This window comes from Archangium lipolyticum (assembly GCF_024623785.1).
Lineage (GTDB): Bacteria > Myxococcota > Myxococcia > Myxococcales > Myxococcaceae > Archangium > Archangium lipolyticum.
On sequence record NZ_JANKBZ010000014.1, the window covers coordinates 159,752 to 185,359 of the forward strand.

Below are 25,608 nucleotides of genomic sequence, written 5' to 3' on the forward strand. Positions count from 1 at the left end.
CCGTTGAGCGTCGACCCAGGGCGGATGGCTGTCAGACTCCGGCCCGGCGGTGCTGGAGGGCCAGAGCAGGACGAGGGCCACGAGCACCGGGCCCACCCTGGAGAGCGCCAAAGGGGCCTCGCTTGCGCGTCCAGCCTGGGCGAGGCCCTCGGCGCCCCTCGCCACCTCAGCGGCTTGCCCGCTCGTCCTCGCTGCGCGGGAGAAGCGCTCGAAGGCCCGTTCCGCTGCGGTGAGCTTGCGGTCCAGCTGTTCCCACTGATGCGGCTCGATGTCTTTGCGTGCCCGAGACAGCAGCGCCCTGGCCTTGTCCAGGTCCGCCTTTCCAATCCACGACCGATCCGGTGCCGGCTCCATCGGCGCGGAAACGAGCCGGATGCGCGGGCTCGAAGTGGGAGTCGACGCGAAGGCCTGGGACCGTGGCATCGACTGCGAGGCGGGCGCGCTAGCGCAGGCGGTGAGCAGCACCAGGAGCGCGGTCCAAGCTCGCAAGCGCATCGTCACGTCCTTTCATCAAGCGAGGGGGGGGCAGGCTCAAGTCGGGCCCGCTGGGGAGTATGCCAGCACGCTTCGACAGCGACGAACGAGCGCGCGAGGGGCACAACCTCTCCCCCTCTTGCAGCGTCGCGCTTCGTCGTGCTGCCCGCTCAGAGCTGGAGGTCCAGCGCCTGGACAGGGCTGATGCTCTTGGCGGTATAGCCAGGCTGGGTGCCGTCGCCCAACTGGCCGCTGAGATTGCCTCCCCAGGTCCAGACCGTGCCGTCCTTCTTCACCGCGACCGCGTTGTGCATGCTCGCCGCGACGCGGGTGACGTCCGTCAGTCCCTGAACCCGCACGGGCGTCGTGCGCACGGTGGCTGTGGAGCCATCACCCAGCTGTCCGTCCAGGCTGTAGCCCCAGGCCCACGCGCTGCCATCACTCCTCACCGCCACCGAGAACCGATTCCCCGCGGCGATGGAGATGACGCCAGGCAGGCTGGCGAGCCGCGCCGGAGTGGTGCGCTTGTCGGTGGCGGCACCATCGCCCAGCTGACCGTGGCCGTTGACTCCCCAGGCCCACAGCGTTCCGTCATGGCCCACCGCCAGGGAGTGATTTCCATTGACGGAGAGGAGGACGATGCCGGAGAGGCCTGGCACCTGCACCGGAGCCGTGCGTTGGGTGGTGGTGCCGTCGCCGAGCTGGCCGCTTGCGTTTCTACCCCAGGCCCAGACGGTGCCATCCGGTTAACACGTTGTCAGCTTGTATTCACCCACAGTGAAGGACGCAAAGGCGAGCACTGGCCGCCAGCAGGATGAATTCCACGTCATGGGGCGGACTCCAAATCCGCTCCACCGCCGAGCACAGGAGCGGCTCGTCGTCGCTCACCAGCTGCTGGGCGTGCTGGCCGACGTGCTACTCAAGGCCCTCACCAAGGCTCCCGCCGGACACGAGGCAAGCGATGACCACCAAGAAAACGCCTCGGCCCACGTTTTCCGAATCCAGAAGGACGCCACTCCAGGTCATCGCTGAGATTCGCAAGCTCGCCAGGAAGCATTACAGCGATTCGCAGATAGCAGAGGAGCTCAACCGGAGTGGCTTGAAGAGCGGCCTGAGTCACGCCTTCACCCACCGCCTGGAGGTGTCCGCACCCGGGGAGGACCCGGAGACCACCACGCTCTCGGGCAAGATGAGCCCCTGGACCGGCGCATGGATGCTGCTCGCCGAGGGCGCCGATAGGACCTTCACCGCCCGGGTCCTAGACGCCGCCGGCACCCAGCTCTACGCGGGACAGGCCACAAGCGTCACGCTTGCCGACGGCAAGAAGACACTCGTTTTCATCACCCTCGACGACCTGGCCATCTCGAACGCCACGCAGAGAGAGGCGCCCTACCTCACCTCCGTCACCTCCCACCCGGCCGAAGTCAGCGCCGGCTGCACCGTGTCCCTGCGCGCCACCGTCCGCGAGAGGAACCCGGGTGACACGCTGCAGTTGGAGTGGAGAGCCTACCGGCGGAGCCCTCGCCCACCCTCCGGAGGCACCATCACCTAGACGGCGCCTCTACCGGTGCCGCCTGCTCTGTCGACTGCACAGCCGTTGACTACCTGGGGGGGAGCTCCGGCTTCACCCTTCCCCTCATCGTGCCCGCCTCCGCCACCACCAGCTCCTGCTGCCAGCACTGTGGGACTGGCAGCAAGCCGTGCGGTGACAGCCCTCCTCAATCACTGACTGACGCTGACGCTGAAGTCCAGCGAGGATATCTTGTCATCAATATCCCCATACCACGGCAAGTCAAACCAGTGGGTATCACCAAAGTCAAAATCAGCATGCCCGTCGAACAGGTAGGCTCGAGTATCATCGAGGTATGGGTCCTTATAGAAACTGCCCACAATGTTATTGATTACAAAACTCGACCCATTCAAGCGACAAGGAGAGATGCCCCGCTCATAACATATGGAAAGCGCATCCCTGTAGGATGAGTACGCATTGTCATGCAGAATCGTGGGGTATCGCAAACCAATCTCAGATGCAGGATTTGGGTACTGACTGGCGATGGCGGAGTTGAATTCAAAAAGCGAACCATAACAGGCTCTCTCGCCCCCATAGCCGGTGCCGGTATACATCTCAACGAGACAGGACGGGGGGGACAGACACGAACCGTAATTCCCACAGGTCGACCCAGCACCATTAATTGTGCACGCGCGATCACACCGTGAAGAACCAGAACAGATGCTGGAGCACTCGCTTGTGCAAACTCTGATAGCCCCACAATACGCAACCGGTCCTTCTGGATTCAACATGCACGGGGTATCACATGGCATTTGCGCCGTACAAATTGCTTGGCACGGAGGTCCCAATATATTCGCCTGCGTGACGGCACCAACATCCGGGGCGATTGGCTCGTCCCCAATGTTGACATCTTCAGCCACGCCGCATCCAAGAGCCCAAACGACCGACACGAATACAAACAAAAAGTGTCTCAATCTCGCCTCAATCAAGTGACACTGCCATGCACCAGACGTCCCCATAGTCGTCAGTATCGCACAAAGTCAATGGATTTCAGATGCTGTCGAGCAGGAGCGATCATGCGAGACTGTGGAGCATGAGTCGCGTCGTGCACAGATAGAGGATGGATTCGGAAAGCTTGCCCTTGTGCTCGTAGTCATTGGGCGAACGCCGCTCCCGATTGAGCGAGCCGTAGGTGCTCTCGCCAATCAAAAGCACGACTGTGTCTCGCCCGGGACGCAGACCGGATCGGGTCACCCGGATGCCAACAAGAGTACGAGCGACAACGCAGCGAGAGTAAACGGTGAGTAGCGCATGGCCATCAACCTACTCGTAGGTGCCCCGATTTAAAGAAAAACCGCACCCTGGCTACCTCTCACCTTCACTTGAAGATGCGGGGTCACCTCCTCGACCACCCAGCCCTCCGAAGCCGTGTTCTTCACCATGACACGGACCGCCGCCTCGGACCTCCCGCCGCTACCGGAAAACAGGAGCTTGGAGATCGTCGTGGCGGCGCCCGCAGAACCGGGCCCAACCACGTAGTCTCCCACCTTCGCCCACGGGAGCCGCGTCAAACCCTTGACTTCCTGGGCGAGGAGCCCGGGCAGCACTCCCACCAGCTCACTCGCCGCCGACGCCTGCCCACCGCTTTCGCATTGCGCGAGGCGCCGCGTGCGGTCCTCCACCTCCTCGCGCAAGGACGCTGCCGTCCGCGGCTGGCGCAACACCTTCACCTGCAGCTGCGCCCTCCCCGCCACGACTCGCGTCGTGGTCCCCCGCTCGGAGGTCCGCCGGAAGGCTCGGTTGTAGCTGCCACCTCCCCAGCCGTGGGGTCCACCGAAGCACCGGCTGATGCTTGGCCAGCAGTCGCAGCACCTCCCCGCTCTACTGGGATCCACCACCTAAACGCACTGCCGACGACAGCCCCGGCACCGAGGTCTCCTCGGGCCGGGGTTTTTCTTTCGTACCTGCGCCGGCGAGAGCCGGGCCCTACATGAAGATCCCGGGCGCCCCCTCGAGGGCCGCGCGCAGTTCCTCGACAGTTGTGTCGCTCTTCTTCGCAATGGTGGGCGCGTGCCACGCCGACGCGACCGTGCCCTTTGGCGGATCGCATACCGTCCTGATGACGGAGTCAAAGGACCCGGGCCACTCGCGCCGCGCCAGCTCCGCCGCGTGCCGGCGTGCGTCCAGGAAGGTGAAGCACGGCCAGCGCGGCAGCCGAATCGAAGTCATGTCGCAATTGAAGAAGCGGCACCCCTCGAGCTGCGCCTCGGAGAAGTCGCAGTCCTCGATCCCACCCGCCCTCCACCTCTCGTCCACGTCCTCGCGGAAGCCGAAGTCATTGCCGGTGTAGCTACCCTTGAACCGGCACCCCTTCAGCTTCATCGTGGCCCACGGCAGGCCCTTCAGCTGGCCCTTCGCCTGAATGGTGCAGTTGACGAGCTGCCCTGATACCAAGCTCACTGCGCGCCGCGCGGCACTGATGATGACCGTGCAGTCGCGCAGCGTCAGGTCGGGGCCGAGCCAGTAGAATGGGCCTTTCAGCAGCTCCAGCCGCTCGCCGATGATCTCTCGCTTCTCGTAGTGGATGTTGGGAGTCACGAGGACCTCAGAAGAAGATCATGCGGAAGAATGTGCTGGCCATCCGCCGCCCGTGCAGCGCGAAGTTGGACTCAGTGCCCGACAGGATCTCGTAATGGTAACTCTGTCCGCCCGGGCCGGTGATGTCTACTCCGCGGCTGTTCCAGGACAAACCGGGGAATCGGTCCTTCACCTGCGCCTCGACCCATCGCCCTCGCGCCTGACGCTCCAGGAGATTCGCACGATGCTCCAAGCTGCGGCGCCGCATCCTGTCGATTGCCCGCACTTCGTCATCCGACAGCATAGCCCGGGACCACTTCGCCGCTTCCTCCCTCACAGCCGCCTGCAGCTCGTCGCCTAGCCGGTCCTCCGCCGGTATGTCCCTGTGGCTCTTGCCTCGCGGGAGGTGCCACCGCTCGCCATTGCTGAGGATGACCTGCCTATTTCCACCACGGTGCTGGATGGCCACGGTGCCCGAGTGCCCTCAAGCTGCTCCCGAGCTGCCGCTCCTCGCCAGGACGTTGATGGCGACGGGCGCCTGCGGGGACGTGAGGACGACGAGGGCGCGGCTCTGCTCCACCACCACCTCCACCGCGGCGGCCTCCTCCATCGCCACCGCTACAGAGCCCTCCATGCCCTGGGCCGCCCACTGAGCCTGCACCTGGTTGAACCTGGGCAGTGAGCGCAGGTGCGTTGCTACCTCGCCGAGAGTCCGCCGGGTGAGGGTGGCCACCGCGAGAATGAGGGCCCGGGCTGCGTCCGTCCCTATGCGCTTGCCGAAGGCCTCGCCGGCGTCGCGCAGCTCCTCGAACGTGGTGGCCTCGTGTGCCGCGTGCGCCATGCTGGCCCACCCGTCCATGAGGCCCCACATGGCGTCCACGCCCAGCCAGGCCAGCAGCACCACCGAGAGCGCGGCCGCAACTGCCTTCGTGCTCGGCTCCGGTAGCAGCCAGAGCGCCAGATACAGGCCCGCGGCCCACACCAGCGAGGCGAGCCCTTGTCGGTGAGGGGCACCAGCGTGAGGACCCTGTCCCGGTACACCTCGGCAAGCAGCTCCTCCTCGGGCATGGCCTGAAGCAGCCCTTGTGCGGCCTCCTGGGGTGTCCCCTGCACCTGGTGGTGCTGGAGGAGCTGCGCCACCGCGCGCTGGTACTCCTCCCGCGTGACGGCCACCACCCGTGTTTTCCCGCCCGCCTCGACATGGCCCGCGTACACAATGACCACCGGCTGCAGCTCCCTCGGCGCCGTTCGCGCCTCGCTCCCCGCTGCCTCCTCCCAGCCGCGGATCCCCCCCTCCCCCCGCTTCCCCGCCGGGCCCCGCGTCGCGCAGGCCGCGTGGAGGAAGAGGACGATGAGCCAGAGGGCGCCTGCCGGCGCCCAGGGGGGCGGGCCTCGCCGCCGAGCCTTGAGCTGCGTACCGCCGCACTCCCCCGCACTCCCCAGCCCCAGGACTCCAGCACCCGGCGCCTGCCCCCACACCGTACGCAGGCCAACACGCCCAGCGCTTTCCGTCCTGCGCAGCAGCCCGGCCCAATCCACTCGCGGCGTCCGATCCTTCTTTGCTTCCGCCTTCGCTGCTGCCTCAAGCGGGGGGCTCGCCTCTTGCTGCTCCGGCTCTACTCCCTCTTGGGGGAGCTGCTCGTGCTGCACTACGCCCTGGGCGCGCGGAGTGAGGATGCTCATCGCCTGGATCCGGTCGAAGGCATGGCCTCGAGCGCGCCCAGGTCCCACGCGCCGTCATGCCAGAAGGAGCTCGACAGCACGTACTCCACCTCGGGCTCCGTGACGCCCTCACTCAGGGGCAGGCCCAGCGCCTCGGCGAACGCCAGGTCGTAGTCGAGGAATAGCGCCTGGAGCGCGGGTGGCGTGCTCGGCGGGTACACGGCGAAGGGCACCAGCGTGTCCTTCCGCGAGATGGCGAGCAGTTGCCGCGCCAGCACGCTCCCCCGCGCGTCCCGCGCGTAGAGCACCCGCTTGTTGATGTCGAGCGCCACCGCCGCTGCGGACTCCGCGCGGATGCCATTGAGGCCGAAGCAGCTCCCCACGTAGGTGCCCATGCGCAGCACCTCCAGCGCGTCCCCTTCCATCTCCAGCGTCACCCGCCCCCACCCCGGTACCTCCCAGCTCAGCACCGGCCCCGCGAGCCACGTCTCCGGCTTCACCCGGGGGTGGCGGGCGAACCAGGCGCGGGACTCGGGGTGCTCGCGGATGAAGTCGCGCTCGCCCGCGAAGTAATGCTGGAGCAGCCGGCGCAGGCCCCGCCGGTTGCCCTCCACCAGCCGCGCCATCTGCAGCGCGTGCCGCACCCGCGTGTCCCCCACGTCCGCCGCGAGGCTTCCGCGCAGGAATTCGAGCACATGCCGCGCCAGCAACTGCATCCGCAGCCGGGGCAGCTGGGTCCGCGCCAGGCGCAGCGCCCGCTCCGTCCGGGCCGGGGACAGCGTCTCCCCCGCCTCCCACGCCAGCCGCGCCTTCCTCGGCAGCGGGCTGTCCACGCCCTCGCTCCCATGCTCGCGCAGGCTCGCCACGAGGCGCCCGGGCTCCCACTCCAGGGGATCCTCCCGGACCCAGGGGTGCCGGGCGAAGTCCTCCCACAGCGCGGCCCGGGCCTCCTTGTGCGGTGTGCCCAGCAGCGCCACCGTTCGCGCCAGGGTCTCGGGGCAGGACTCCAGGGCCGCGAGCACCAGGTCCGCCCTCCGCGCCACCAGGTCCGCCATTCCCTCGCCCACCAGCCCCGCCAGGTCTCCCCGGGAGCAGCTCTCCTCCAGGCACGACAGGCTCCGCTCCGGAAGGCGCGTGAGCCGCTCGCGCACCGAGGGCTCGGGGTGATTCACCAGGGATTCGAGCGCGTAGGACAGGCGGTCCGCGTCCCCGAAGGGCGGCTGGCACACGCGCTCGGCCAGGGTGAACACGGTGGGTTCCAGCCAGTCCGGGCCCGACCACTTCGCCCCCATGTCGCCCAGAAGGTTGAACACCATCTGCACCGCGCGCCGCTGGTGGCTCGCCGGAATGCGCTCCAGCAGCCGGAGCAGCCGGGGATGGAGACGCCGGATGGCCCCCCACGCCCGTGGCTCCTCCTCGTCGGGCGCCCAGGCCTCGGCCAGGCCCTCCACCAGCCGCCCCGCCGCGCCCGGGCTCAAGCGCCGCCAGGGCGTGTCCACGAGCAGCCCGGCGAAGTCCGGGAACTGGCCACACAGCCCCCACAGCGTCACCAGGGTGGCCTCCTCGAGCTCGATCTCCGCGAAGGCGAAGAGGTCCAGCAGGAGCTCCTCCGGGACGGGGCCACTCGCCGTGGGCAGCGCGTGGGTCAGCCAGTCCCGTCGGGGGGAGTCTCCGAGGGCCTCCAGCAGCCGGTAGCCACTGAGCAGGTACTCGCTGGTCAAGCCCAGGGCGAGGCCACACAGGTAGTACCGCCGCCGTCCCGGCACCTCGGCCGCGAAGTCCTCGATGCGGAGATCGTACCGGCCAGGCTCGAGGCCCGCCACCTTGGACTTCGTCTCGAAGAGGGCCTGGAGCAACCCCGCCTGGTGCTCGGGTTCGAGCGAGGCGGTAACCTCCAGCCAGCCCAGGCCCTTGTCCGGCACCCACTCCGCCAGCAGCCGCGCGGCGAGCACCCCCACCTCGGGGTGGGAGTCGAGCGCCAGGCGTCCCCGCAGCGCGAACAGCCGGTGGAAGTCGGAGGCCTCGCCCGGCCGCAACAGGCACCCGAGCCGGAGCAGGCTCCCGGGCAGCTCGGCGCTCCGCGCCTCCAGGACGCCATGGCGCCACGCCAGGGCCACGTCCACGCGTCCCGGCGCCGTGAGCGCGCGATCCACCTGCGCCAGCCGCTCGCGCGACAGGCCCTCGTCTCCAAGCCGCTGGAGGGCCTCGGCCAGGTGGGGCCGCAGGGGCTCGAGCAGGGCCCGCGCCGTGGAGCGGTGCAGCAGGTAGGGCCGCACGTCGAGCGCCTCGGGCTGGCTCCGTTTGGGCGGCTGATAGGTGGTGCCCCGGTAGCCCCGGGGGTGGGCGGCGGTCCTCTTGTGCGGCGCGGGGGGCGGCTCCAGCCAGGGGTGGGCCAGCGCGGGCGCGGGGCCCAACTCACCCGGCACGGTGTGCAGCAGCACCCGCAGCACGTGGGTGAGCGTGTCCACCGTCGCGCCGCGCGCCCGGCCCAGGTGCTCCCAGGACGCGAGCAGCGCCGCGCGCTCCCGCGAGCCGTCGCCCTTCACCTCGCCGAGTGGCCTCCGGACGAGGCGGCTCGCGCCCTCCTCCTCGGGCAGCAGGAGCGCGATGAGCCCCTCCGGCTCGCGAGACACACAGATGAGGCGTGGCATGCCGTCCCCCTTCACCCCCACGATAGCCCAGGGCCACGCGGCCCGTTGAGTCTCCAGGATCAAGCCCTCAGGAGCGCTTTCGCCGCGAGCCACTGTGCGGCGACAAGCTCGGCTCGGCCAGCGTGGCCATGGCATCCACGAAGAGCCGGACCTTGGCCGGAAGATTCAGCCGGCTCGGGTAGACGACGTGGATGGCCCGCAGGCTCGCGGGCTTCGGGCCGAAGAGGATTTTCAGCCGGCCGTCACGGACTGCGTCCCGGCAGAGGATGGCCGGGACGCGCGCAATGCCGATCCCGGCGATCGCCGCCTCACACGCGAGCTCGAGATCATTCACGGTCAGGACCGGATCGATTCGAGACTTCACCCCCTCGGCCTCCCACGTCTCGAACGGACTGAAGCCAATGCAGCGCGCGGAGTGGAGCGCCCTGGCGCTCGGCGCGCCGTACTTCGATAGGAAGCGAGGGCTCGCCACGAAGTGAATCGGACCCTCGCCGAGCTTTCTCGCCACGAGCGACGAGTCGTCGAGCGGGCCGATGTGAATCCCGACATCCAGCCCCTCTTCGATGAGGTGGACACGGCGGTCCGCCAGCACCAGCTCCACCCGCGCCTGGGGATAACTGGCGAGGTACTGCGCAATCACGGGTGTCAGGTATCGCCGCCCGTAGAGTACCGGCGAGGACACCCGCAGCAGGCCGGTGGGCTCCGCCTGCCGCTGTTGCACCTCGCTGTTCGCCTCGTCGATTTGGGCGGCGATGGCGGAGCAGCGCTCGTAGTACGTCGCTCCTGCCTGGGTGACCCGCAGGCGCCGCGTGGTTCGTTCGAGAAGCCGCACCCCGAGCCGCTCCTCCAGATTGCGGATGCGCTCGCTGATGGTCTGCTTGGTGATGCCGAGCCGGCGCGCCGCCCGGGTGAAGCTCTCCTCTCGAACGACCGCGACGAAGAGCATCATGTCGGCTGGTGAAATCATGACCGTCAAGTCTAGCCTGACAATGAGTTCGCCTGGGGCTGGATTGTCCGGGGACCCCTGGCCGCCGCATGTTACCGCCTCCCGCCAACCCCAGGTGCACACCCATGAAGCTCTACTTTGCCCCCCGAACCCGAGCAACCCGTGCCCGATGGCTGCTGGAGGAACTCGGGGTCCCCTACGAGCTGGTCAAACTCGACCTCTCTCGACAGGAGAACAGCACCCCCGCCTACCTGGCGGTGCATCCGCTGGGCGAAGTCCCCGCCCTGGTGGAGGGGGACGTCACGCTGCTCGAGTCCCTGGCCATCTGTCTCCATCTGGCCGACCGGTTCCCGGAGAAGCACCTGGCGCCGCCCATGGGTTCCACGGAGCGCGGCCCTTATTACCAGTGGATGGTCTTCGCCGAGCTGACCCTCGATCCCGTGGTGATGGCGTTCCACCAGCACGCACAGTTGCCCGAGGAGGAGCAGGCCAGCGCGCACTCGGCGGAAGAGCTCGCGAAGCACAGGACCCGACTCGCGGCCGTGCTCGACGTCATCAACGGGGGCCTCGGCGACCGTGAATTCCTCGTGGGAGGGGCATTCACCGCCGCCGATGTGGTGATGGTGTCCATCCTCCACTGGGCCAACACGCTGAAGCTGCTCGATGGACACCCGAGGCTGGCGGAGTACGTCAAGCGCCACGCTCAACGTCCGGCTGTGCGAAGGGCCGTCTCGGGGTGAGGCGGGTGGAGAAGGGAAAGCCCGCTCGCGTCAAGGGGGGCGGGTTTCGCCACTTTCCGTCGACTGCGCAGGTTCTCCTCTCAGACAGCGTCTGGTGCCGCTGACGCGCGCTCTCTAGTATCTGCGGCCGCTGGAGCACCAGCGGACCTCGAGAGGGGGCACATCATGAAACGGTTGCAGGACAAGGTCGCGGTCATCACCGGCGGCGGCAGTGGCATCGGAGCGGCGACGGCCGCGCTCTTCGTCCAGGAGGGAGCCCGGGTGGTGGTGGTGGGCCGGAACGAGGAGAAGCTCCGCAAGACGGTGCAGGCGATCAACCACGAGAACGTCAGCTACACCGTGGCGGACGTCTCCCAGGCCGAGGACACCCAGCGCTACCTCCGTGAGGTGGTGGAGCGCCACGGCGGGCTCGACATCCTGGTGAGCAACGCGGGCATCCAGGGGCAGTTCGGCCCCATCTCCGACATCCCCGTGGAGGCCTTCGACTCGGTGATGGCCATCAACGTGCGCGGGACGTGGCTGTCCATCAAATATGCGTTCCCCGAGATGCAGAAGCGCGGCGGCGGGAGCATCATCCTCACCTCCTCGTCGGGAGGCCTCGGGGGGATGGGCATCTCCTCGCCGTACGTGGCCAGCAAGCACGCCGTCGTGGGGATCGCGCGCGCGAGCGCGATCGACGGCGCGCCCCACCGCATCCGGGTCAACGCGGTGTGCCCGGGCCCCGTCGACAACGACATGATGACCAACGTGGAGCGGACCCTGGGGGCCGGCAATGAGGCCGCGATCCGGGCCTGGGTCGCCGGACGCGTGCCCCTCAAGCGCTTCGCCTCCAACGAGGAGGTCGCCCGGCTGAACCTCTTCCTCGCCAGCGAGGAGAGCAGCTTCTGCACCGGCGGCGCCTACACCGTGGACGGTGGCTGGTCCTCCAGCCTGCCCTGATATCGACAACCATCGAGGAGACTCGCATGCCGAAAACGATGACGCTGTCCCAGGTAATGAAGCAGCTCGAAGCTCAGGGCGACGAGAAGGTGCGCCAGCGCTACGTGCGCGATGGCGCGGGCGACAACGTCTTCGGCGTGCTGCTCGGCAAGATCCGTGGCCTCGCGGAGGCGCTCGGGACGAACCACGCGCTCGGCCTGGAGCTGTGGGCGACGGGCAACCACGAGGCGCGCATCCTCGCGTGCATGCTGCTCGCTCCCGAGGCGCTCACCGAGAAGGAGGCGCGCGCGCTCCTCGAGCCGCTCTCGAACCCAACCCTGGTCGACGAGCTCGTTGGACGCGTGCTCGTGCATGCGCCCATCGCCGAGGCGCTGCAGGTGCGGTGGATGGACGGCGGCAAGGAGCTTCCCCGCCGCGCCGGGTGGAGGCTCCTCGCCGGGCGCATCGCGCGCGGGCTCGCGAAGGACCTCGACGTCCGCGCGACGCTCGCGCGCATCGAGCATGAGTTGCCGGCCGCACCGTACCGGGTGAAAGAGGGCATCAACTTCTGCCTCGTCTGGATCGGCATCCACCTGCCCGCGTACACCGCGGAGGCCATCGCCATCGGCGAGCGCCTCGGCCGGTGGGACCCGCGGCCGATCCCGAAGGGCTGCACGTCGAGCTACGCGCCGGAGTGGATCGCTGCGTCGCTCGCGCTGCGTCGAGGCGAGAAGACCGCGGCACGAAAGGCGATGGAGGCGGCCGCGAAGGCGAAGGCCGCTCCGGTCAGGAAGAAGAGCGCCGGGAAGAGGCCAGCTGCCCCAAAGGGGGCGCGCTGACCTCGCGCGCCAGGTGGAGCACGGACTCCCCTACCGGAACAAGGCCAGGTCGATGGCATTGGCCATCGCCTCGTAGCCGGCACCGTTGGGGTGCAAGTGGTCGCCGCTGTCGTACTCCGGGCGCAGCAGGAGTGGGTCGGCCGGGTCGCGCGTGGCCGCATCGAAGTCGATGATGCCCTTGACCTGTGCGGTGTTGGCGCGAATCCAGGCATTCACCGCCTGCCGTTTGGCCTCGGTCTCCTCGCTATAATACGGCGCGGCGGTGCCCTTGAACGGGAGCAGGGTGCCCAGGAACACCGCGACGTTGCGGGCCTTCGCCTGATCCACCATCGTCTGGAGGCCAGCGATGATTTCGTCGGCCGTCACCACCTGCGTCGGCGCGAAGGCTCCGAAGCCGATGTCGTTGATGCCGATCAGGATGATGGCGTGGGTGACCCCCGTCGTGCCCAGCACGTCACGCTGGAAGCGTTCCACCCCCCTGGTCCCGATGACGTCGTTGAGCACCCGGTTGCCCCCAATGCCCTGGTTGACCACGCTGAACCCTTCCAGCGCCGGGTCGGCCGCGACGCGGCGCGCGAGGAAGTCGGGGTAGCGGTTGGCCGCATCCACGGTCGACCCCGCGCCGTCGGTGATGGAATCCCCAAAGGCGACGATGACTCCGCGGGCATCGTCGTTGCGCACGTCGATGCCAGTTACCCAGTAATACGACTGCCGTGTCTCCGTTGGGGTGAAGGTCGCGCTGCCGAGGGCGTTTCCGGCCGCGACCGAGATGGTCTGCTGACCCTGCGCGTGCAGGGTCTCCACGGGCGTTGTCTGGGGCACGTATACGGTGACTGCCACGTCCGTCTGGGACAGGAGCGAGAAGCGCGCCTCGTCACTCCAGGCCTCCTGGCCGGCGGGGACCGTCACGGACTCCTGACCATTGAAGCGGAGGACGGTGTCCGTCGTGGCATTGATGGATGCGCCGCCGGTGCTGCGGGCGATGTGCACGCCGCCGAGGGTGACCGGAGCGGTGCCGAAGAGGTTCGACACCCTCACTCGGACCTTGTCCCCGCCGGCCGATACCCGCATCACATGTCGTATCGATTGGTCCTGGAACGATTGCGGCTCCGGCGGCGGCACCCCCGGCACAGGAATGGGCTCGTTGTAGTCCTGCGGCGCGGCCGTCCATGTGGCCTGCAACCGCTGCGCATCGTCGCAGGCGCTCAGGCCGGCGGCGAGGCACGCGGCGGCCACGAAGCCGAAGAAGCGCCGGCGGGTCACCGCCTCCGGCCAGAGGCGGGGCGGGGTGTCTTTCGTGGTGGTGTTTCTCATGAAGGGTTCTCCTCCCCGAGAGCGGGTGGCATCGTTATAGCCGCTGCTCGGTGTGCTGGGTCCGATGCGTGAGCTACTTCGCTATGCGGCCTTGACGGGCTGTCGCAGGATCGTCTTGAGCCTGGCGGGTGCGGTTCGACGCGCGTCGCTGAGGTAGATCTCGTGATGGTCGCCGTTGAAGGCGAGGCCGTTGTCGGGAAGATAGCGGTGGTGAAGGCGCTCCAGGGTGGGGGTCTCATCGTCGTATGAGCCGATGTGCAGGATCTGGACGCAGGTTCCTTCGGCGAGACTGAACAGCCGGAGCTTCCCGAGCGCGGCGTTCTCGCCTCGCTTCCTCGCGACAGCGTCGATGGCGGCCTCGACCATCTCCTCGGTGAGCCAGTCCGGCTGGCTGATCATCATGGTCCACTCCCAGCCCTCCTTGTGGCGCGTCACGAATACGCTGGGGTCGTCCGCGCGCCAGAGCCCCTCCAACGGACCGACCACGAAGTCGCGGCCCAGCGTGCTCTTGCTGGCGAACTTCAGCGCGTACGCCACCCCGTAGAGGGCTTCGACCGCGTTCGCGTACGCCGCGGAGGTGTTCGGATCGCCTCGGCCGTCGACCGCGAGGTACCGGAGCTCGGGTACCTCCACGACGGTGAACTCCTTCGACGGCGGTGCGTACAGCTCCCGGTGCGCCTTCTTGATGTCGTACTTGTCCATCGCGGTCTCCTCGGCGAAAAAGTATAGGACGGAGAGGAGCCCATGGCCCGCCACACCGTGTAGCCACCGCGCCACGAGGAGGCGCGGATCGCCTTGGCGTCAGGTCGTGCGTGTGCGGCGACGCCGGGGGCGTTCGCGGGGCGGGCACTGCTGGACGGGCGATGGGCGACGTACGCCGAGGTAGCCGGCCACCAGCGCGCGGAGCTCACGCTCGAAGCGCGGGCTGTCGAGCAGCTCCGGGCGGAAGAGCAGCGTGTGGTCGGTGAGCGCGTCGAGCGAGGTCACCAGGATGTGCGCCGTCAGTGACGGGTCGACGACGTCCAGCTCGTCGCGTCGCGCCGCCAGCCATTCGGCCAGCGCGTCGGCGAGTCGGCGGTTGACGCGATCGAAGAGCTCGAGTGTGCCCTGGCGAGGCAGCTCGACGAGCACGGCCCGGTAGAGCGGCGCGTCGCGCCGTGAGACGTCGAGCGCGACACGCACGAGCTTCGCGATCCCCTCGTCGACCGACGCGTCGTGAAGCGACGTGCCCACCTCGATCAAGTGCGCCGTCATCTCGTCGGCGATCCGCTCGACCAGCGCGAGCAGCAGCGCCTCCTTGTTCGGGAAGTACTGGTACAGGCTGCCCACGCTCACCCCCGCGGCGCGCGCGATCCGGTTGGTGGTCAGCGCCTGCCAGCCGTCGCGGAGCAAAATGCGAGCTGTCGTTTGAATCAGCGCGTCGACCAGCGCCTTGCTGCGAGCCTGCGAGGGTTGCTTTCGAGCACCATTCTGCCTGGAACTTTCGATCTTTGCGCGCATCGTCGCCTTCCCGCACACGGCCCCTCGAACGCGAGCCCGCCGCGAGTCTTGAATGCGAGCATTCTTTCATAATCTCATCGCATGAGCCAACGTGCCCGCCTCACCACACTCGATGCCCTGCGGGGCTTCTGCCTGCTCGGCATCCTCGTGATGAACATCCAGTCATTCGCGATGCCCGTCGCGGCCTATCTGAATCCCACCGTGTTCGGAGCGCTCGACGGCGTCGACGGTCTCGCCTGGTCGTTCGGTCGCCTCCTCTTCGACTGCAAGTTCCTCAACCTGTTCGCCATGCTCTTCGGCGCGTCGCTCGTGCTCGGGGGCGACGACACGTGCCCGCGCCGTCGGCTCGCGTGGCTGATCGTCTTCGGGCTGTTGCATGCCTACGGCGTCTGGTACGGCGACATCCTGTTCACCTACGGTGTCGTCGGCATGCTCGTCGTCGGCGCGCGGGCATGGCCCCCCGGGCGGCAGCTGCGCCTCGGCCTCGCGCTGGTTTCGGTCGGGCCAGCGATCGCGCTGGTGACCGCCCTCGCGTTCGATCACCTCCCGCCCTCCCTGCTCGGCGCGCTCCTCGAGTACCTCGATGCACGCTCGGTCGCGGGGGAGCTCACGGCCTTCAGGGGCGACTGGATGACGCAGCTACCCGTCCGGGCAAAGCTGGCCTTCGAGGGCCAGACCTCCGCGCTCATCTACGAGACGGGCTGGAGGGCGGCGGGGTGCATGCTGCTCGGCATGGCTGGCCTTCAGCGAGGGATGTTCGAGGGGCACTTCGCGTCGCCGCGGGCCGTGCTGCTGCTCTGGGTGCTCGGCCTTGCGTCCACCTCGGCGGGCCTGGCAGTGCAGATTGCCGGGGGGTTTTCACCACGTGCCTGGGTGTTCGCGCAGGTGCTGCACGAGGTGGGGGCGGTGCCTCTGGCCATCGCGATCGGGTGCACGGTGGTCGGGCTGGCTCGGCGCTTCGCGCGTGCCGCGCCCACGCGTGCCATCGCTTCCCTCGGCAGGGTCGCGTTCACCGCCTACCTGATGCAGTCGGTCGTCGGAACGCTGGTCTTCGGAGGGCACGGCCTTGGCGCCTTCGGGACGTGGAGCCGCTCAACGCTCCTGCTCGCCGCGTTCGTCTTTTGGGCGCTGCAGGTGCTGCTTGCCAGCCTCTGGTCGAGGTACTTCGGGCGCGGGCCGCTCGAGGCGCTCTGGCGAGGACTCGCGCGCGGGGACTTCTCGCTCCGCCCGCGTGTGGCACACGTCGGGCAGCCCGGCGAGTGAATCCTGAACTTTCCCGAACTCTCGAGCGGACGGCATGTTGGGGCCCTATCCTCCCGTCGTTCTCCTATGTTCCCTCCGGGTGACCCAAGTACCCGGAGAAGCGTGATGGATACCGAGGAGGAAGTCATGAAGACGAGGTGGTTGTTACCCGTGGCCTTGCTGCTGGCCATCACGGGATGCGATGTGCTCACGGGTGGCGCGGAAGGCGAGGTCACGTACGCGGAGGTGCCCAGCCCGAGTGAGCCCGGTGGGGTGCATCCGCTGACACTCGATATCGCAGTGCCAGAGGGGCCGGGCCCCTTTCCCGCGGTCGTCTTCATCCATGGTGGCGGATGGGTCATCGGAGATCTGGACGAAAACGCAGAGCGAGTCCAGGAAGCGAGCCGGCGGGGCTTCGTCGGGGTGACCATCAATTATCGGCTCGCGAACCTCGATGATGGACACGGCAAGGCCCTCCACCCCTGGCCGGCGCAACTGCAGGACGTGCGGTGTGCGCTCCGGTGGCTCGCCGCGAATGCCGCCACGTACAAAGTGGATACGGCCCGAGTGGGGGTGCTCGGCGGGTCCGCTGGCGGGCACCTCGCGATGATGTCGGCGTACGCCCGGAACGAAGCACGCTTCGAGCCGGACTATTGCCCCTACAGCGAGAACCTCGAGGTGAAGGCCGTGGTGTCCATGTGCGGCGCCGGTGACCCCGCGTCCGTCTATGAGACGACGGACTGGTGGATCAAACCCTACGTCACCCGGTTCCTCGCGCTGCCGGATGGAGCGAAGGTGAGGGATGCGCCCGAGGTCTTCGCTGACGTCAGCAACCTCACCTACATGGGGCACGGGCCCAGGGTGCCGCTGCTGATTCTCCAGGGGACGGCGGACACCCTCGTCCTCCCCGAGGTGCAGCGAGCCTTCGCGGTATCGGCTCGATTGCTCGGACAGGAGGTCCACGTCGAGTACCTCGAAGGCGCGGGCCACGACATCGATGCCACCCACCGGGCCGAGTCGGATGAGCTCATCTGGAAGTGGTTCGGGGAGAGGCTATGACGATGCGCCACTTCATCTGCATGCTCGTGCTGTTGGGAGCGCCGCGAGTGCTGGCCCAATCAGGCGGAGGAGAGGCCCACGCTCCAGCCGAGGACGCCTTCGCTCTCAGGCTGGGGCTCAGCGCCCGGCCGCTCATCGGTCTCAGCGGAGTGAGCGCCATCAGGACGCACACGCTTCGGGACGGGGGTTGGGTCGTCGCGGACGTCGCTCCCTCCTACCGTCTGTCACGACTCTTCGCCGCCGAGCTCGGCCTGTCGGCGATGGTGCCCGTGAAGGACGCGTGGGGGTTTCCGGACTTCCGGCTCGCGGTGACGCCCGCCGCCCGGCTCGACGCCGGGCCCGTCTACGCGCGCATCGGCGTGCCCCTGATGTTCGGGGAGGGCTTCAGTCTGGGCGCTCAGGCCGCGGTGGGCGCGACGCTCTTCGATCGCTTCTACGTGGGAGTCATCGGGGAGGCCAACGTCAGAGACCTGCTGGGGATGGTGGGGCTCGAGCTGGGCGTCCGCTTCGGTGGCCCGAAGCCTCGCATCTAGCCCGCGCTCGAGTCAGGTGATGAGCAGAGGCGTAATCACGCTTGGGGGGCCCGCCCCCCACGACGTCCGCCAGGTCCTCATCACATGGCTGGCCTCCTCGGGGCGCTCTCCTCGGAGAGCCCCAACAGGCGCGCCCACTCCTCTTCATAGGATTCGCTTATTCCAAGAGCTTCGTGGACACTCCACTCGCCATGAGTGACTACATCACACTGAACAAGGCCAACTGGGACGAGCGCGCTGCGCTGCATGCGGCGTCGAAGGGGTACGACACCGCCTCCTTCATCACGGACCCGCAGCATCTTTCCCCTGTCGTGCGTTTCGATCTTCCGCGCCTGGGGAACATCGCCGACGCGCGTGGTGTGCACCTGCAATGCCATATCGGGACGGACACCCTCTCCCTGTCGCGATTGGGCGCTCGCATGACGGGACTCGATTTCTCACCCGGGTCGATCGCGCAAGCGCGCTTGCTTGCTCAGCGCTCTGGCGCCCAGGTGGATTTCGTCGAGGCGGATGTGTACGACGCAGCCCAGGTGCTTTCCCCTGGTTCGTTCGACCTGGTCTACACCGGGATCGGTGCGCTGTGCTGGTTGCCCAGCATCGACCGATGGGCCCGGACGATCTCCGAGCTGCTGAAGCCGGGCGGACGGCTGTTCATCCGGGAAGGTCACCCGATTCTGTGGGCGGTGAACGAGAAGCATCGCGATGCACTGGTCATCGAGTATCCCTACTTCGAACGCAAGGAACCCACCGTCTGGGACAGCGACAGCACCTATGTGGAGACTGAGGGCTCACTGACAGCGACGGTCACCCACGAGTGGAACCATGGCCTGGGCGAGCTCGTGACCGCGCTCCTGACCCATGGCCTGGACATCACCGCACTGGTGGAGCACGACAGCGTTCCTTGGGAGGCGTTGCCCGGCCAGATGAGCTGCTCGCCCGATGGCGAATGGCGCCTGGACAAGGACCCCTGGCGCCTCCCGCTCAGCTACACACTGCAGGCGACGAAGCGCCGTCACTGACCTTGTCCTACGCGACGGGTATTGACACGGTTCCACCCGTTCGTGCTACCTACCCGCTCAGCCATTCGACGCTCCGATGGCGGCGCGACTGAACGTCGTTGCCGTAGGGCGTCCTCGGATGGCGTTTGAATGATTGGCGTCACCCGAGTCTTGACCCCGCCTCTGGAGGCAGACCGTGTCCGATGCCAGGCTCCCCGTTCTCGATTTCGTTCTGAGCAACTACAAGAACTTCAACGCACGCGCCACGCGCGACGCGCTCCTCGCGTACTGGCGCCACATTTCAGCAGGCGGGCGGATGTTCTGGGCCGTCGCCGGTGCGATGTCGTCTGCCCAGTTGGGGATCACGCTCGCTCCCGCCATTCGCGCTGGCTTGATCCACGGCCTCTCGGTCACGGGGGCCAACCTCGAGGAGTCGCTCTTCCGGCTCGTCGCGCATCACAGCTACAAGGACTTCCCCGATTATCGGTACTTCACCAAGGGGGACGATACGAAGATCCTCGCCGACCGGATGCGCCGGGTCACCGACACCAGCATTCCCGAAGACGAGGCGTTCCGAGCGGTTGAGAAGATTGTCGTGCCCATGTGGCAGCGGGCGACAGCGAACGGTGAGCGGCGCTTCTGGCACGAGTACTTCTACGAGGTGATCCAGGCCATCGAGCCTGGGGCGTACGAGGGAGACCCCGAGGCCTGCTGGCTCCTCGCGGCGGCGCGTGCACGACTGCCCATCGTCGTGCCGGGCTACGAGGACTCCACCTTCGGGAACATCTTCGCCTCGTACGTCAAGACGGGTGAGTGCAACGCCAGCATCGTGAAGTCCGGCATCGAGTACATGGCGGACTTCTACGACCGTTACCAGGAACTCTCGACGGGCGCTGGCATCGGGTTCTTCCAGATCGGTGGCGGCATCGCCGGTGACTTCCCCATCTGTGTCGTGCCGTCGATCAAGTATGACCTCGCCCAGCCCGTGAAGCCGTGGGCGTACTTCTGTCAGATCAGCGATTCGACGACCTCGTACGGTTCGTACTCCGGAGCGACTCCCAACGAGAAGATCACGTGGGACAAGCTCACGGAGACGACGCCGATGTTCGTCATCGAGTCCGATGCGACGATCGTCGCGCCGCTCGTGCTCCGCGCGCTCCTCGAGTGCAAACTCCACCCCGCCGAGGCGGAGGCACTCATCGCTCGACACGGTGGTTAGCCGCAGCCATATCTTCGAACGGCGCTCTCTGACGGGGGTCGCCTGCGGCGACCAGGACGATGTCTCCGGGCCAGATCGCGGCGAGGCGTTCCGCTGCCCCGCGCGGCGCGCCTTGCCCTTCGCCGGGGCGCTCCGCAATCGTTCCGGCGACCCTTCGTAGGACCGGATGCGCCGCCCCAAGCGGCCTCTCTCCCGGAGTCGTTTTCATGCCCAGGTCCCTCCTGTCTGTCCTCGCCGCCCTCTCCCTGCTCGCCACGCCCGCCGCCGCCCTCGCGGAGGACGACGCCAAGAAGACGGACAAGGCCGGCACCTGCACCATCCACGCGAAGAAGGGGGACCTCGTCGCCCAGGGCAAGAACCTGGTCGTCGAGAGCGGAACGAAGGCCCGGGACGCGATCGCCATCGATGGCAACGTGAAGGTCCGCGCCGGCGCCACGGTCAACAACGTGGTGTCCATCCGGGGCAAGGTGACCATCGAACCCGGCGCCCAGGTGTCGGGAGACGTGACGTCCCTCGGAGGAGACGTCGTCCTCGGAAAGAGCGCCACCATCTCCGGGGACGTGGTCGCCCTCGGAGGGAAGATTCAGACCGGAGAGGGCGTCACCATCTCCGGCGAGAAGACCCAGCTCTCGGTGAGCTTCAACGGAGAGGAACTCTTTCAGAAGCTCTTCAGCGGCATCATCACCGGCGAGGGCACCCGCGACTGCGAGCTGAGCTTCGACGAGGACTGACCGCCGACGCATAGGGCGAAGAGAAGGCCTGTGGAGGGGGCGGGCTGGTGCAGAGGGGCCGAGGAGGGCCGCTGACGGGTGGCGTCGAGCTTGCACGACGGTGATGGAGGGGGTTCTTATACAGCCCGAGCCGGAAAACGATGGACGCGCGTTGAGAGGTGATGGAAGTGCCTTCGGATTCATTCCTCGCGCTGATCTCAGAAGCCTGTGCCTTGCAGGGGGGGGCCATGAGCGCCTGGCGAGTCCAACCTTCCAAGGAGTGGATCCGGGTCCTGCCCAACGAGGCTCCGGTGCCGCAGCAGGGTTGGAAGCTGCATCTCTCGGCGGGTCTGCTGTCCGCGGAGCGCATCCTGAGCCAGGCCTTGCCGGTGTTGTTGGCCGAGCGGGTGTCCTTCAAGGTGGCCGCCTCACCGCAGGTGCTGGGCGCTCTCAACGAGGGCCATGGTGGGCGGAGCCAGGTCGGCAAGTTCCTGACGGTCTACCCGCGGGATGACGCGCACGCGGTCCACCTGGCCTCCCGGCTCGACGAGGCCACCCGTGGTCTGTCCGCCCCATCCATTGCCTCGGATCGGCCACTGCGGCCCGGCAGCTGCGTCTTCTATCGCTACGGCAGCTTCAGCAGCCGTCACATGCAGACGCCGCTGGGCCAGGTGATGACCTTGCTCGAGGCGCCAGATGGCCAGCTCGTCCCGGATCGCCGAGAGCCGGTCTACCGGGTGCCTGCGTGGGCGAAGGACCCGTTCATCGCAGCGGGGGTGGCAGCTCAGTTGCCCGAGGCCGCGACGGTGCTCGCGGAGCGTTATGCGCCCGTGGCCGTCCTTCACCGCACCCACCGGAGCACGGTCCTGCTGGCGATCGATTTGAAGGAGATGCGCAAGTGCGTGCTCAAGCAGGTGACGCGCTCCGCGGGCGATGATGCGGCGGGCAGCCGACGCCTGCGGCACGAACTGGAAGTGCTCACCCTGCTGGCCCCGTCGCCCTGGTTTCCGGCCCCGTACCAGTACGTCGAGGACGAGACCTTCGCCTATCTGTCCATGGAGGACATCGAAGGCGAGACGCTCGAGGTCCATGTCCGCAAGCTCTCGGCACGAGGCTGTTTCGCGACCGAGGCTCAGCTCCTGTCCTGGGGGCGCCAGCTCGCCGAAGCCCTGGCGAGCCTGCATGAGCGGGGACTCGTCCATGGAGATGTCAAGGCCCCCAATGTCATCATCACTTCCAGCGGGAAGCTTCGCCTGATCGACCTGGAGCTGGCGCACGGCGCCAGCGCGCCACGCGTCACGGACGCTGGCAAGGGAACCCGCGGTTACATGACACGGGAGCAGTTCTCCGGACAGGCCTCCACCGTCGCGGATGACGTCTACGCCCTGGGCGCGCTGCTCTACTTCGCCGCCACGAGCGCGGAGCCCTCGCTCGCCCCGGAGGGCTCGTTGCTCTCCCGGCCCCTCTCCCTGCTCAACCCATTGCTGTCCCCTCGGCTCGCGGCCTTCATCGCGCGGTGCTTGACGCCGGAGCACCGGCCCGACTCGATGCGGGAGGTCATCGCCGCGCTCTCGGAGCTGGACGCCTCCCCGCCCTCAATCCAGGTCCCTGGTCTGGAGCCCCTGGCCGGTGTGGCTCCGCCGGTGGACCTCTACCGCATGCAAGCACGGCGTCTGGGCGACACGCTCGTCCATGTGGCGCAGCGAGTCCCCTCCCAGGGCGCCCTCTTCTGGAACCATGGGCACCTCCTGGGCGGAGGACTGCCCTCCCTGGACATCAACCTGGGCAGCGCCGGCATTCTCCTCACGCTGTCAGCCCTGGTCTCCGCTTTCGACGAGCCAGGGCAGCGGGCCACGCTCGCCGAGGCGGCGCGCTGGCTGGCGAAGGCTCCGAGACCCGAAGGACCGCCGCACCCGGGTCTCTATGTGGGGGAGGCGGGAGTGGGGCTGGCGCTGCTGCGCGCCGGACGGGTGTTGGAGGACGAGGGGTTGCTGCGGGAGGCGCGGAAGCGGGCACGGCTCATCGCCTCGCTTCCCTTTGCCTCACCGGACCTGTTCAACGGCACGGCCGGGCGCGCGAGGTTCCACCTCGAGCTGTGGCGGGAGCTCGACAGCTCCGAGGACCTCCAGGCCGCGCTCGCCGCCGGAGCCGCACTCATCGACGGAGCACAGCGCTCGGAGCCGGAAGGACTCCTCAAGTGGGCGATTCCCCCGGGCTATGATGGGCTCAGTGGCCAGATCCAGCCGGGCTATGCCCACGGGGCGGCGGGGATTGCCGACACCCTGCTCGAGCTCTACGAAGCCACGCAGGAGAAGCGCTTCCTGGAGGCAGCCCGGGGAGCGGGCCGCTGGCTCGTCTCGCAGGCGGCCGAGGCGCTGGAGGACGGCAGCGGCTTGTGCTGGCCCCAGCAGGAGGGGGGCCCACCGCACGCGGCACTCTGGTGCCATGGCGCGGCGGGGATTGGGAAGTTCTTCCTGCATGCTTCCCGGCTGGAAATCCTGCCGGAAGCCGCCGGGTTCGCCGCGCGTGCCGCCAGGACCGTCGCGCGAGGGACTCGCTGGACCAATCCCGTCCAGTGCCACGGCCTGTCCGGGAATATCGAGTTCCTGCTGGACATGTTCCAGGCCACGCGGGAGCAGGAGTACCTGGATGGGGCCTACGCGCTCGCCCAGGCCCTCGAGGCCTTCGCCGTGGAGAAGGAGGGCCAGCTCTACTGGCCCGCGGAGAACCCGGAGTCCTTCAGCCCGTCCTACCTGGTGGGCTATGCGGGAGTCGCGGCGTGTTTGCTCCGGCTCGCCGAGCCCGCCCACCGCGTGTCTCTCTTGCGTTGATTCGGCGCCTGCATCGGCTTCCTAGTCCGTCCGCAAGGCCTTGGGGACGTTCTGGAAGGTAGGGGCGTCGCGGACAAGCTCTTCCCGCAGGACGGAGAAACCAGCGCCGAGACGCTCGCTCAACCGGTAGAGCTCCAGGACGACGGCGAACCAGAGCGACGGCGTCGAACCCCGTCCCTCCGCGAGGAACCCATGAGCCTCCGACAAGAACTCCGCGTCACGCTCCTGGGCGGCCAGCCACCGCAGCCGCAACCACTGGTGCGGCCGGGCGAAGCGCGCGCAGGCCGCCGACGCGCCGGGTTGGAGATGGGGAGTGAATCGCTCCAGCCTGCGCCGGGTCTCGGGGGTCTCGGGGGCAAGCACCTCGGCCAGAGACTCCATGACATCGTCGAACGCCGCGGCCCGCATGTCGTCGCTCATGGGCGGGACCGCGGCGGTGCATTGCGACTCCGGGAGCGGCCAGGAGGCGGTATTGCCCTCGATGTATGAGAGGAGATTCACCCCCAGGTTCAGCGCCTCATCCAGCCGTCCCCGGCGGGCCTCCATGTGGAGCAGGTTGCGCACGAGGTGGATGCGTCGGGGCTCGAGGAACGTATAGCCATGCGCCCCTTGAAGTGCATGGGTGGCATCCAAGGCCTTGAACAACGCGGTCCGTGATTGCTCGAAGCGTCCCTCTCGGTAATCGAGGTAGGCCTCCGCGGCCTGATGGATCGAGGTCATGAGCAGGCGTGCTTCGATGCTCATCTGCTCCAAGCCCAGCTCGGAGCGAGCCTCCCGCATCGCCTGCTCGGCGGCGGCGTTCTCACCGGAGCGTGAGGCGCGCAACGCTCGCTCGCGAGGAGCGACGCTTCGGCGGAACCGTTCGATATCCTCGGCTGAAAGCCGGACGATGACCTGGCGCCGAGCCTCCTGCTCAAACCGTCCCAGCAGGACAGCCTGCGCGGGACGCGAGCTCAGCCCCCGCCCCTGTCTGTATGCTTGCAGAACCATTTGCGGCATCAAGCCAGGCGGCTCCGCTCCACGACTCATCGGACAAGCTCCAGCGGGGACATGATAGAGACCGGTCTCAGCCTATCCGGAACCTCCAGGTTGCTTCTAGCTCTGGGTGTTCATCTCCCACGGGCGAACCGCTCGAGGACGTTCCACTCAGCCGGTTCTGGGTTTGATTCAAGATGGTTTTCCTTGACATTCAAGAAAACCTTCTTTTAGATGAGCTTGAGAGTAACTCTCAAACAACGTCGTCATAACGGAAAACCAGATGAACGATACCCTCCAGGACATCCGGGGTAAGGTGCAGGAGCTGTTGAGTCGCGCTGAGATCGATGCCAGCTTCCGTCAGATGCTGCAGGTGAATCCCGGCGACGTTCTCTGTACCGCAGGCATTCCCAAAGCCGTTGACAGCACACAGGTGGCCCTGCCTCCAACCTGTGAGGTGGTCAGCTGCATGCTCACCTGTTTTACAACGTCATAGCGTGACGCCGTCCTGGGCCCCTGTCCCCAGGACGCATCACCGTGGCGTGATATAAATCCACGAAGCGGGCGCCGCCCTGAGAGGGATTGAGGCGGACTTGCCCACCAGCAACGAGGCGAGCGCCGCGAGCCTGTCACCGAAGACACTGCGCGCGTGCGCGGGCACCTCCCCGCGCGTCACCACCCCGCAGCCAGGGCATTGCAGTGCATGACAGCGATACTCGGTGACGATGGCCGACAGGGGCGGCACCTCCACCACCTGATGCCGCCGGGTCGCGCGATCCTGCCCCCACAGCCGTCGCTTGCAACCCCTGCACTCCCCGGGCACCAACTCCACCACGTGCTGCACCTCCTCGGGCGGCAGCAGCGCGCGCTCATGCTTCTTATGTCCAGGTTGGCCTCCTGGACGGTGCCC

General features: G+C 67.6%; 22 protein-coding genes and 2 pseudogenes. 13 read left to right on the plus strand and 11 right to left on the minus strand.

The genetic code is table 11. The features are described 5' to 3' along the window. Positions 1–644: 644 nt before the first annotated feature. Positions 645–1,139, minus strand: a complete 495-nt coding sequence (locus NR810_RS28070; protein WP_407653842.1) for an RCC1 domain-containing protein — start codon at positions 1,137–1,139, stop codon at positions 645–647. A 112-nt stretch (positions 1,140–1,251) separates the two neighbouring features. On the opposite strand from NR810_RS28070, the gene NR810_RS28080 reads away from it, so the two are divergent. Continuing rightward, complete coding sequence (locus NR810_RS28080; protein ID WP_257457118.1) at positions 1,252–1,506, plus strand: hypothetical protein; 255 nt, start codon at positions 1,252–1,254, stop codon at positions 1,504–1,506. A gap of 67 nt (positions 1,507–1,573) precedes the next feature. After that, positions 1,574–2,026 (plus strand): hypothetical protein, encoded by a 453-nt coding sequence (locus NR810_RS28085; RefSeq protein ID WP_257457121.1) that lies wholly within the window; start codon positions 1,574–1,576, stop codon positions 2,024–2,026. A gap of 1,301 nt (positions 2,027–3,327) precedes the next feature. Here the strand turns inward: NR810_RS28085 and NR810_RS28090 are convergent. From NR810_RS28090 to NR810_RS28115, 5 genes and pseudogenes are all read right to left on the minus strand, one after another. Further along, positions 3,328–3,714, minus strand: a complete 387-nt coding sequence (locus NR810_RS28090; RefSeq protein WP_257457122.1) for a hypothetical protein — start codon at positions 3,712–3,714, stop codon at positions 3,328–3,330. 256 nt (positions 3,715–3,970) lie between these two features. After that, positions 3,971–4,582, minus strand: coding sequence for a hypothetical protein (locus tag NR810_RS28095; protein ID WP_257457123.1), 612 nt, complete (start codon positions 4,580–4,582; stop codon positions 3,971–3,973). Between the two features lie 7 nt (positions 4,583–4,589). After that, positions 4,590–6,004, minus strand: a pseudogene (locus NR810_RS53045) (hypothetical protein). Between the two features lie 236 nt (positions 6,005–6,240). Next, complete coding sequence (locus NR810_RS28110; RefSeq protein ID WP_257457126.1) at positions 6,241–8,874, minus strand: hypothetical protein; 2,634 nt, start codon at positions 8,872–8,874, stop codon at positions 6,241–6,243. Between the two features lie 67 nt (positions 8,875–8,941). After that, positions 8,942–9,841, minus strand: a complete 900-nt coding sequence (locus tag NR810_RS28115; RefSeq protein WP_257457128.1) for a LysR family transcriptional regulator — start codon at positions 9,839–9,841, stop codon at positions 8,942–8,944. A gap of 104 nt (positions 9,842–9,945) precedes the next feature. Between NR810_RS28115 and NR810_RS28120 the strand changes: the two genes are divergently transcribed. The 3 genes from NR810_RS28120 (at position 9,946) to NR810_RS28130 (ending at position 12,317) form a co-directional block, all read left to right on the plus strand. Beyond that, entirely contained in the window at positions 9,946–10,560 is a 615-nt protein-coding gene (locus NR810_RS28120; RefSeq protein WP_257457129.1) for a glutathione S-transferase family protein, read from the plus strand. A gap of 165 nt (positions 10,561–10,725) precedes the next feature. Beyond that, positions 10,726–11,499 (plus strand): SDR family NAD(P)-dependent oxidoreductase, encoded by a 774-nt coding sequence (locus NR810_RS28125; protein WP_257457130.1) that lies wholly within the window; start codon positions 10,726–10,728, stop codon positions 11,497–11,499. A gap of 26 nt (positions 11,500–11,525) precedes the next feature. Continuing rightward, positions 11,526–12,317 (plus strand): DNA alkylation repair protein, encoded by a 792-nt coding sequence (locus tag NR810_RS28130; RefSeq protein WP_257457131.1) that lies wholly within the window; start codon positions 11,526–11,528, stop codon positions 12,315–12,317. A 30-nt stretch (positions 12,318–12,347) separates the two neighbouring features. Here the strand turns inward: NR810_RS28130 and NR810_RS28135 are convergent, their stop codons facing one another. The 3 genes from NR810_RS28135 to NR810_RS28145 all read right to left on the minus strand — a co-directional run bounded on the left by NR810_RS28135 (position 12,348) and on the right by NR810_RS28145 (position 15,131). Continuing rightward, on the minus strand, positions 12,348–13,631 hold the full coding sequence (locus NR810_RS28135; RefSeq protein ID WP_257457132.1) for an SGNH/GDSL hydrolase family protein: 1,284 nt from the start codon (positions 13,629–13,631) through the stop codon (positions 12,348–12,350). 81 nt (positions 13,632–13,712) lie between these two features. Further along, positions 13,713–14,333, minus strand: a complete 621-nt coding sequence (locus NR810_RS28140; RefSeq protein WP_257457137.1) for a GyrI-like domain-containing protein — start codon at positions 14,331–14,333, stop codon at positions 13,713–13,715. Between the two features lie 99 nt (positions 14,334–14,432). After that, on the minus strand, positions 14,433–15,131 hold the full coding sequence (locus NR810_RS28145) for a TetR/AcrR family transcriptional regulator (protein ID WP_257457140.1): 699 nt from the start codon (positions 15,129–15,131) through the stop codon (positions 14,433–14,435). Positions 15,132–15,212: 81 nt separating this feature from the next. Between NR810_RS28145 and NR810_RS28150 the strand changes: the two genes are divergently transcribed. The 7 genes from NR810_RS28150 to lanL all read left to right on the plus strand — a co-directional run bounded on the left by NR810_RS28150 (position 15,213) and on the right by lanL (position 23,723). After that, on the plus strand, positions 15,213–16,394 hold the full coding sequence (locus NR810_RS28150) for a DUF418 domain-containing protein (protein ID WP_257457143.1): 1,182 nt from the start codon (positions 15,213–15,215) through the stop codon (positions 16,392–16,394). A gap of 126 nt (positions 16,395–16,520) precedes the next feature. Further along, entirely contained in the window at positions 16,521–17,432 is a 912-nt protein-coding gene (locus NR810_RS28155; RefSeq protein ID WP_257457145.1) for an alpha/beta hydrolase, read from the plus strand. After that, positions 17,429–17,965, plus strand: a complete 537-nt coding sequence (locus NR810_RS28160; protein WP_071899384.1) for a hypothetical protein — start codon at positions 17,429–17,431, stop codon at positions 17,963–17,965. Before NR810_RS28155 ends, NR810_RS28160 begins: the two co-directional genes overlap by 4 nt. Positions 17,966–18,156: 191 nt before the next feature. Then, positions 18,157–18,984, plus strand: coding sequence for a class I SAM-dependent methyltransferase (locus NR810_RS28165; protein ID WP_257457152.1), 828 nt, complete (start codon positions 18,157–18,159; stop codon positions 18,982–18,984). Positions 18,985–19,159: 175 nt separating this feature from the next. Then, positions 19,160–20,182 (plus strand): deoxyhypusine synthase family protein, encoded by a 1,023-nt coding sequence (locus tag NR810_RS28170; protein ID WP_257457162.1) that lies wholly within the window; start codon positions 19,160–19,162, stop codon positions 20,180–20,182. Between the two features lie 206 nt (positions 20,183–20,388). Continuing rightward, a complete protein-coding gene (locus NR810_RS28175) occupies positions 20,389–20,913 on the plus strand; it encodes a hypothetical protein (protein ID WP_257457163.1) in 525 nt (174 codons plus the stop codon). Between the two features lie 227 nt (positions 20,914–21,140). Further along, complete coding sequence (gene lanL / locus NR810_RS28180; RefSeq protein WP_257457173.1) at positions 21,141–23,723, plus strand: class IV lanthionine synthetase LanL; 2,583 nt, start codon at positions 21,141–21,143, stop codon at positions 23,721–23,723. A gap of 21 nt (positions 23,724–23,744) precedes the next feature. On the opposite strand, the gene NR810_RS28185 is transcribed toward lanL, so the two are convergent. Continuing rightward, positions 23,745–24,548, minus strand: coding sequence for a hypothetical protein (locus tag NR810_RS28185; protein WP_257457175.1), 804 nt, complete (start codon positions 24,546–24,548; stop codon positions 23,745–23,747). 433 nt (positions 24,549–24,981) lie between these two features. Here NR810_RS28185 and NR810_RS28190 point away from each other — a divergent pair, with 433 nt between their 5' ends. After that, complete coding sequence (locus tag NR810_RS28190) at positions 24,982–25,194, plus strand: hypothetical protein (RefSeq protein WP_257457176.1); 213 nt, start codon at positions 24,982–24,984, stop codon at positions 25,192–25,194. A 96-nt stretch (positions 25,195–25,290) separates the two neighbouring features. Here the strand turns inward: NR810_RS28190 and NR810_RS28195 are convergent. Further along, positions 25,291–25,608: pseudogene (locus tag NR810_RS28195) on the minus strand (IS66 family transposase); the annotation flags it as partial.

Bases quoted from the DNA above. Each gene is read 5' to 3' on its own strand.
- NR810_RS28110 (WP_257457126.1), bottom strand. From the start codon at position 8,874: ATGCCACGCCTCATCTGTGTGTCTCGCGAGCCGGAGGGGCTCATCGCG.
- NR810_RS28115 (WP_257457128.1), bottom strand. From the start codon at position 9,841: ATGATTTCACCAGCCGACATGATGCTCTTCGTCGCGGTCGTTCGAGAG.
- NR810_RS28120 (WP_257457129.1), top strand. From the start codon at position 9,946: ATGAAGCTCTACTTTGCCCCCCGAACCCGAGCAACCCGTGCCCGATGG.
- NR810_RS28125 (WP_257457130.1), top strand. From the start codon at position 10,726: ATGAAACGGTTGCAGGACAAGGTCGCGGTCATCACCGGCGGCGGCAGT.
- NR810_RS28130 (WP_257457131.1), top strand. From the start codon at position 11,526: ATGCCGAAAACGATGACGCTGTCCCAGGTAATGAAGCAGCTCGAAGCT.
- NR810_RS28135 (WP_257457132.1), bottom strand. From the start codon at position 13,631: ATGAGAAACACCACCACGAAAGACACCCCGCCCCGCCTCTGGCCGGAG.
- NR810_RS28140 (WP_257457137.1), bottom strand. From the start codon at position 14,333: ATGGACAAGTACGACATCAAGAAGGCGCACCGGGAGCTGTACGCACCG.
- NR810_RS28145 (WP_257457140.1), bottom strand. From the start codon at position 15,131: ATGCGCGCAAAGATCGAAAGTTCCAGGCAGAATGGTGCTCGAAAGCAA.
- NR810_RS28150 (WP_257457143.1), top strand. From the start codon at position 15,213: ATGAGCCAACGTGCCCGCCTCACCACACTCGATGCCCTGCGGGGCTTC.
- NR810_RS28155 (WP_257457145.1), top strand. From the start codon at position 16,521: ATGAAGACGAGGTGGTTGTTACCCGTGGCCTTGCTGCTGGCCATCACG.
- NR810_RS28160 (WP_071899384.1), top strand. From the start codon at position 17,429: ATGACGATGCGCCACTTCATCTGCATGCTCGTGCTGTTGGGAGCGCCG.
- NR810_RS28165 (WP_257457152.1), top strand. From the start codon at position 18,157: ATGAGTGACTACATCACACTGAACAAGGCCAACTGGGACGAGCGCGCT.
- NR810_RS28175 (WP_257457163.1), top strand. From the start codon at position 20,389: ATGCCCAGGTCCCTCCTGTCTGTCCTCGCCGCCCTCTCCCTGCTCGCC.
- lanL (WP_257457173.1), top strand. From the start codon at position 21,141: ATGAGCGCCTGGCGAGTCCAACCTTCCAAGGAGTGGATCCGGGTCCTG.
- NR810_RS28190 (WP_257457176.1), top strand. From the start codon at position 24,982: ATGAACGATACCCTCCAGGACATCCGGGGTAAGGTGCAGGAGCTGTTG.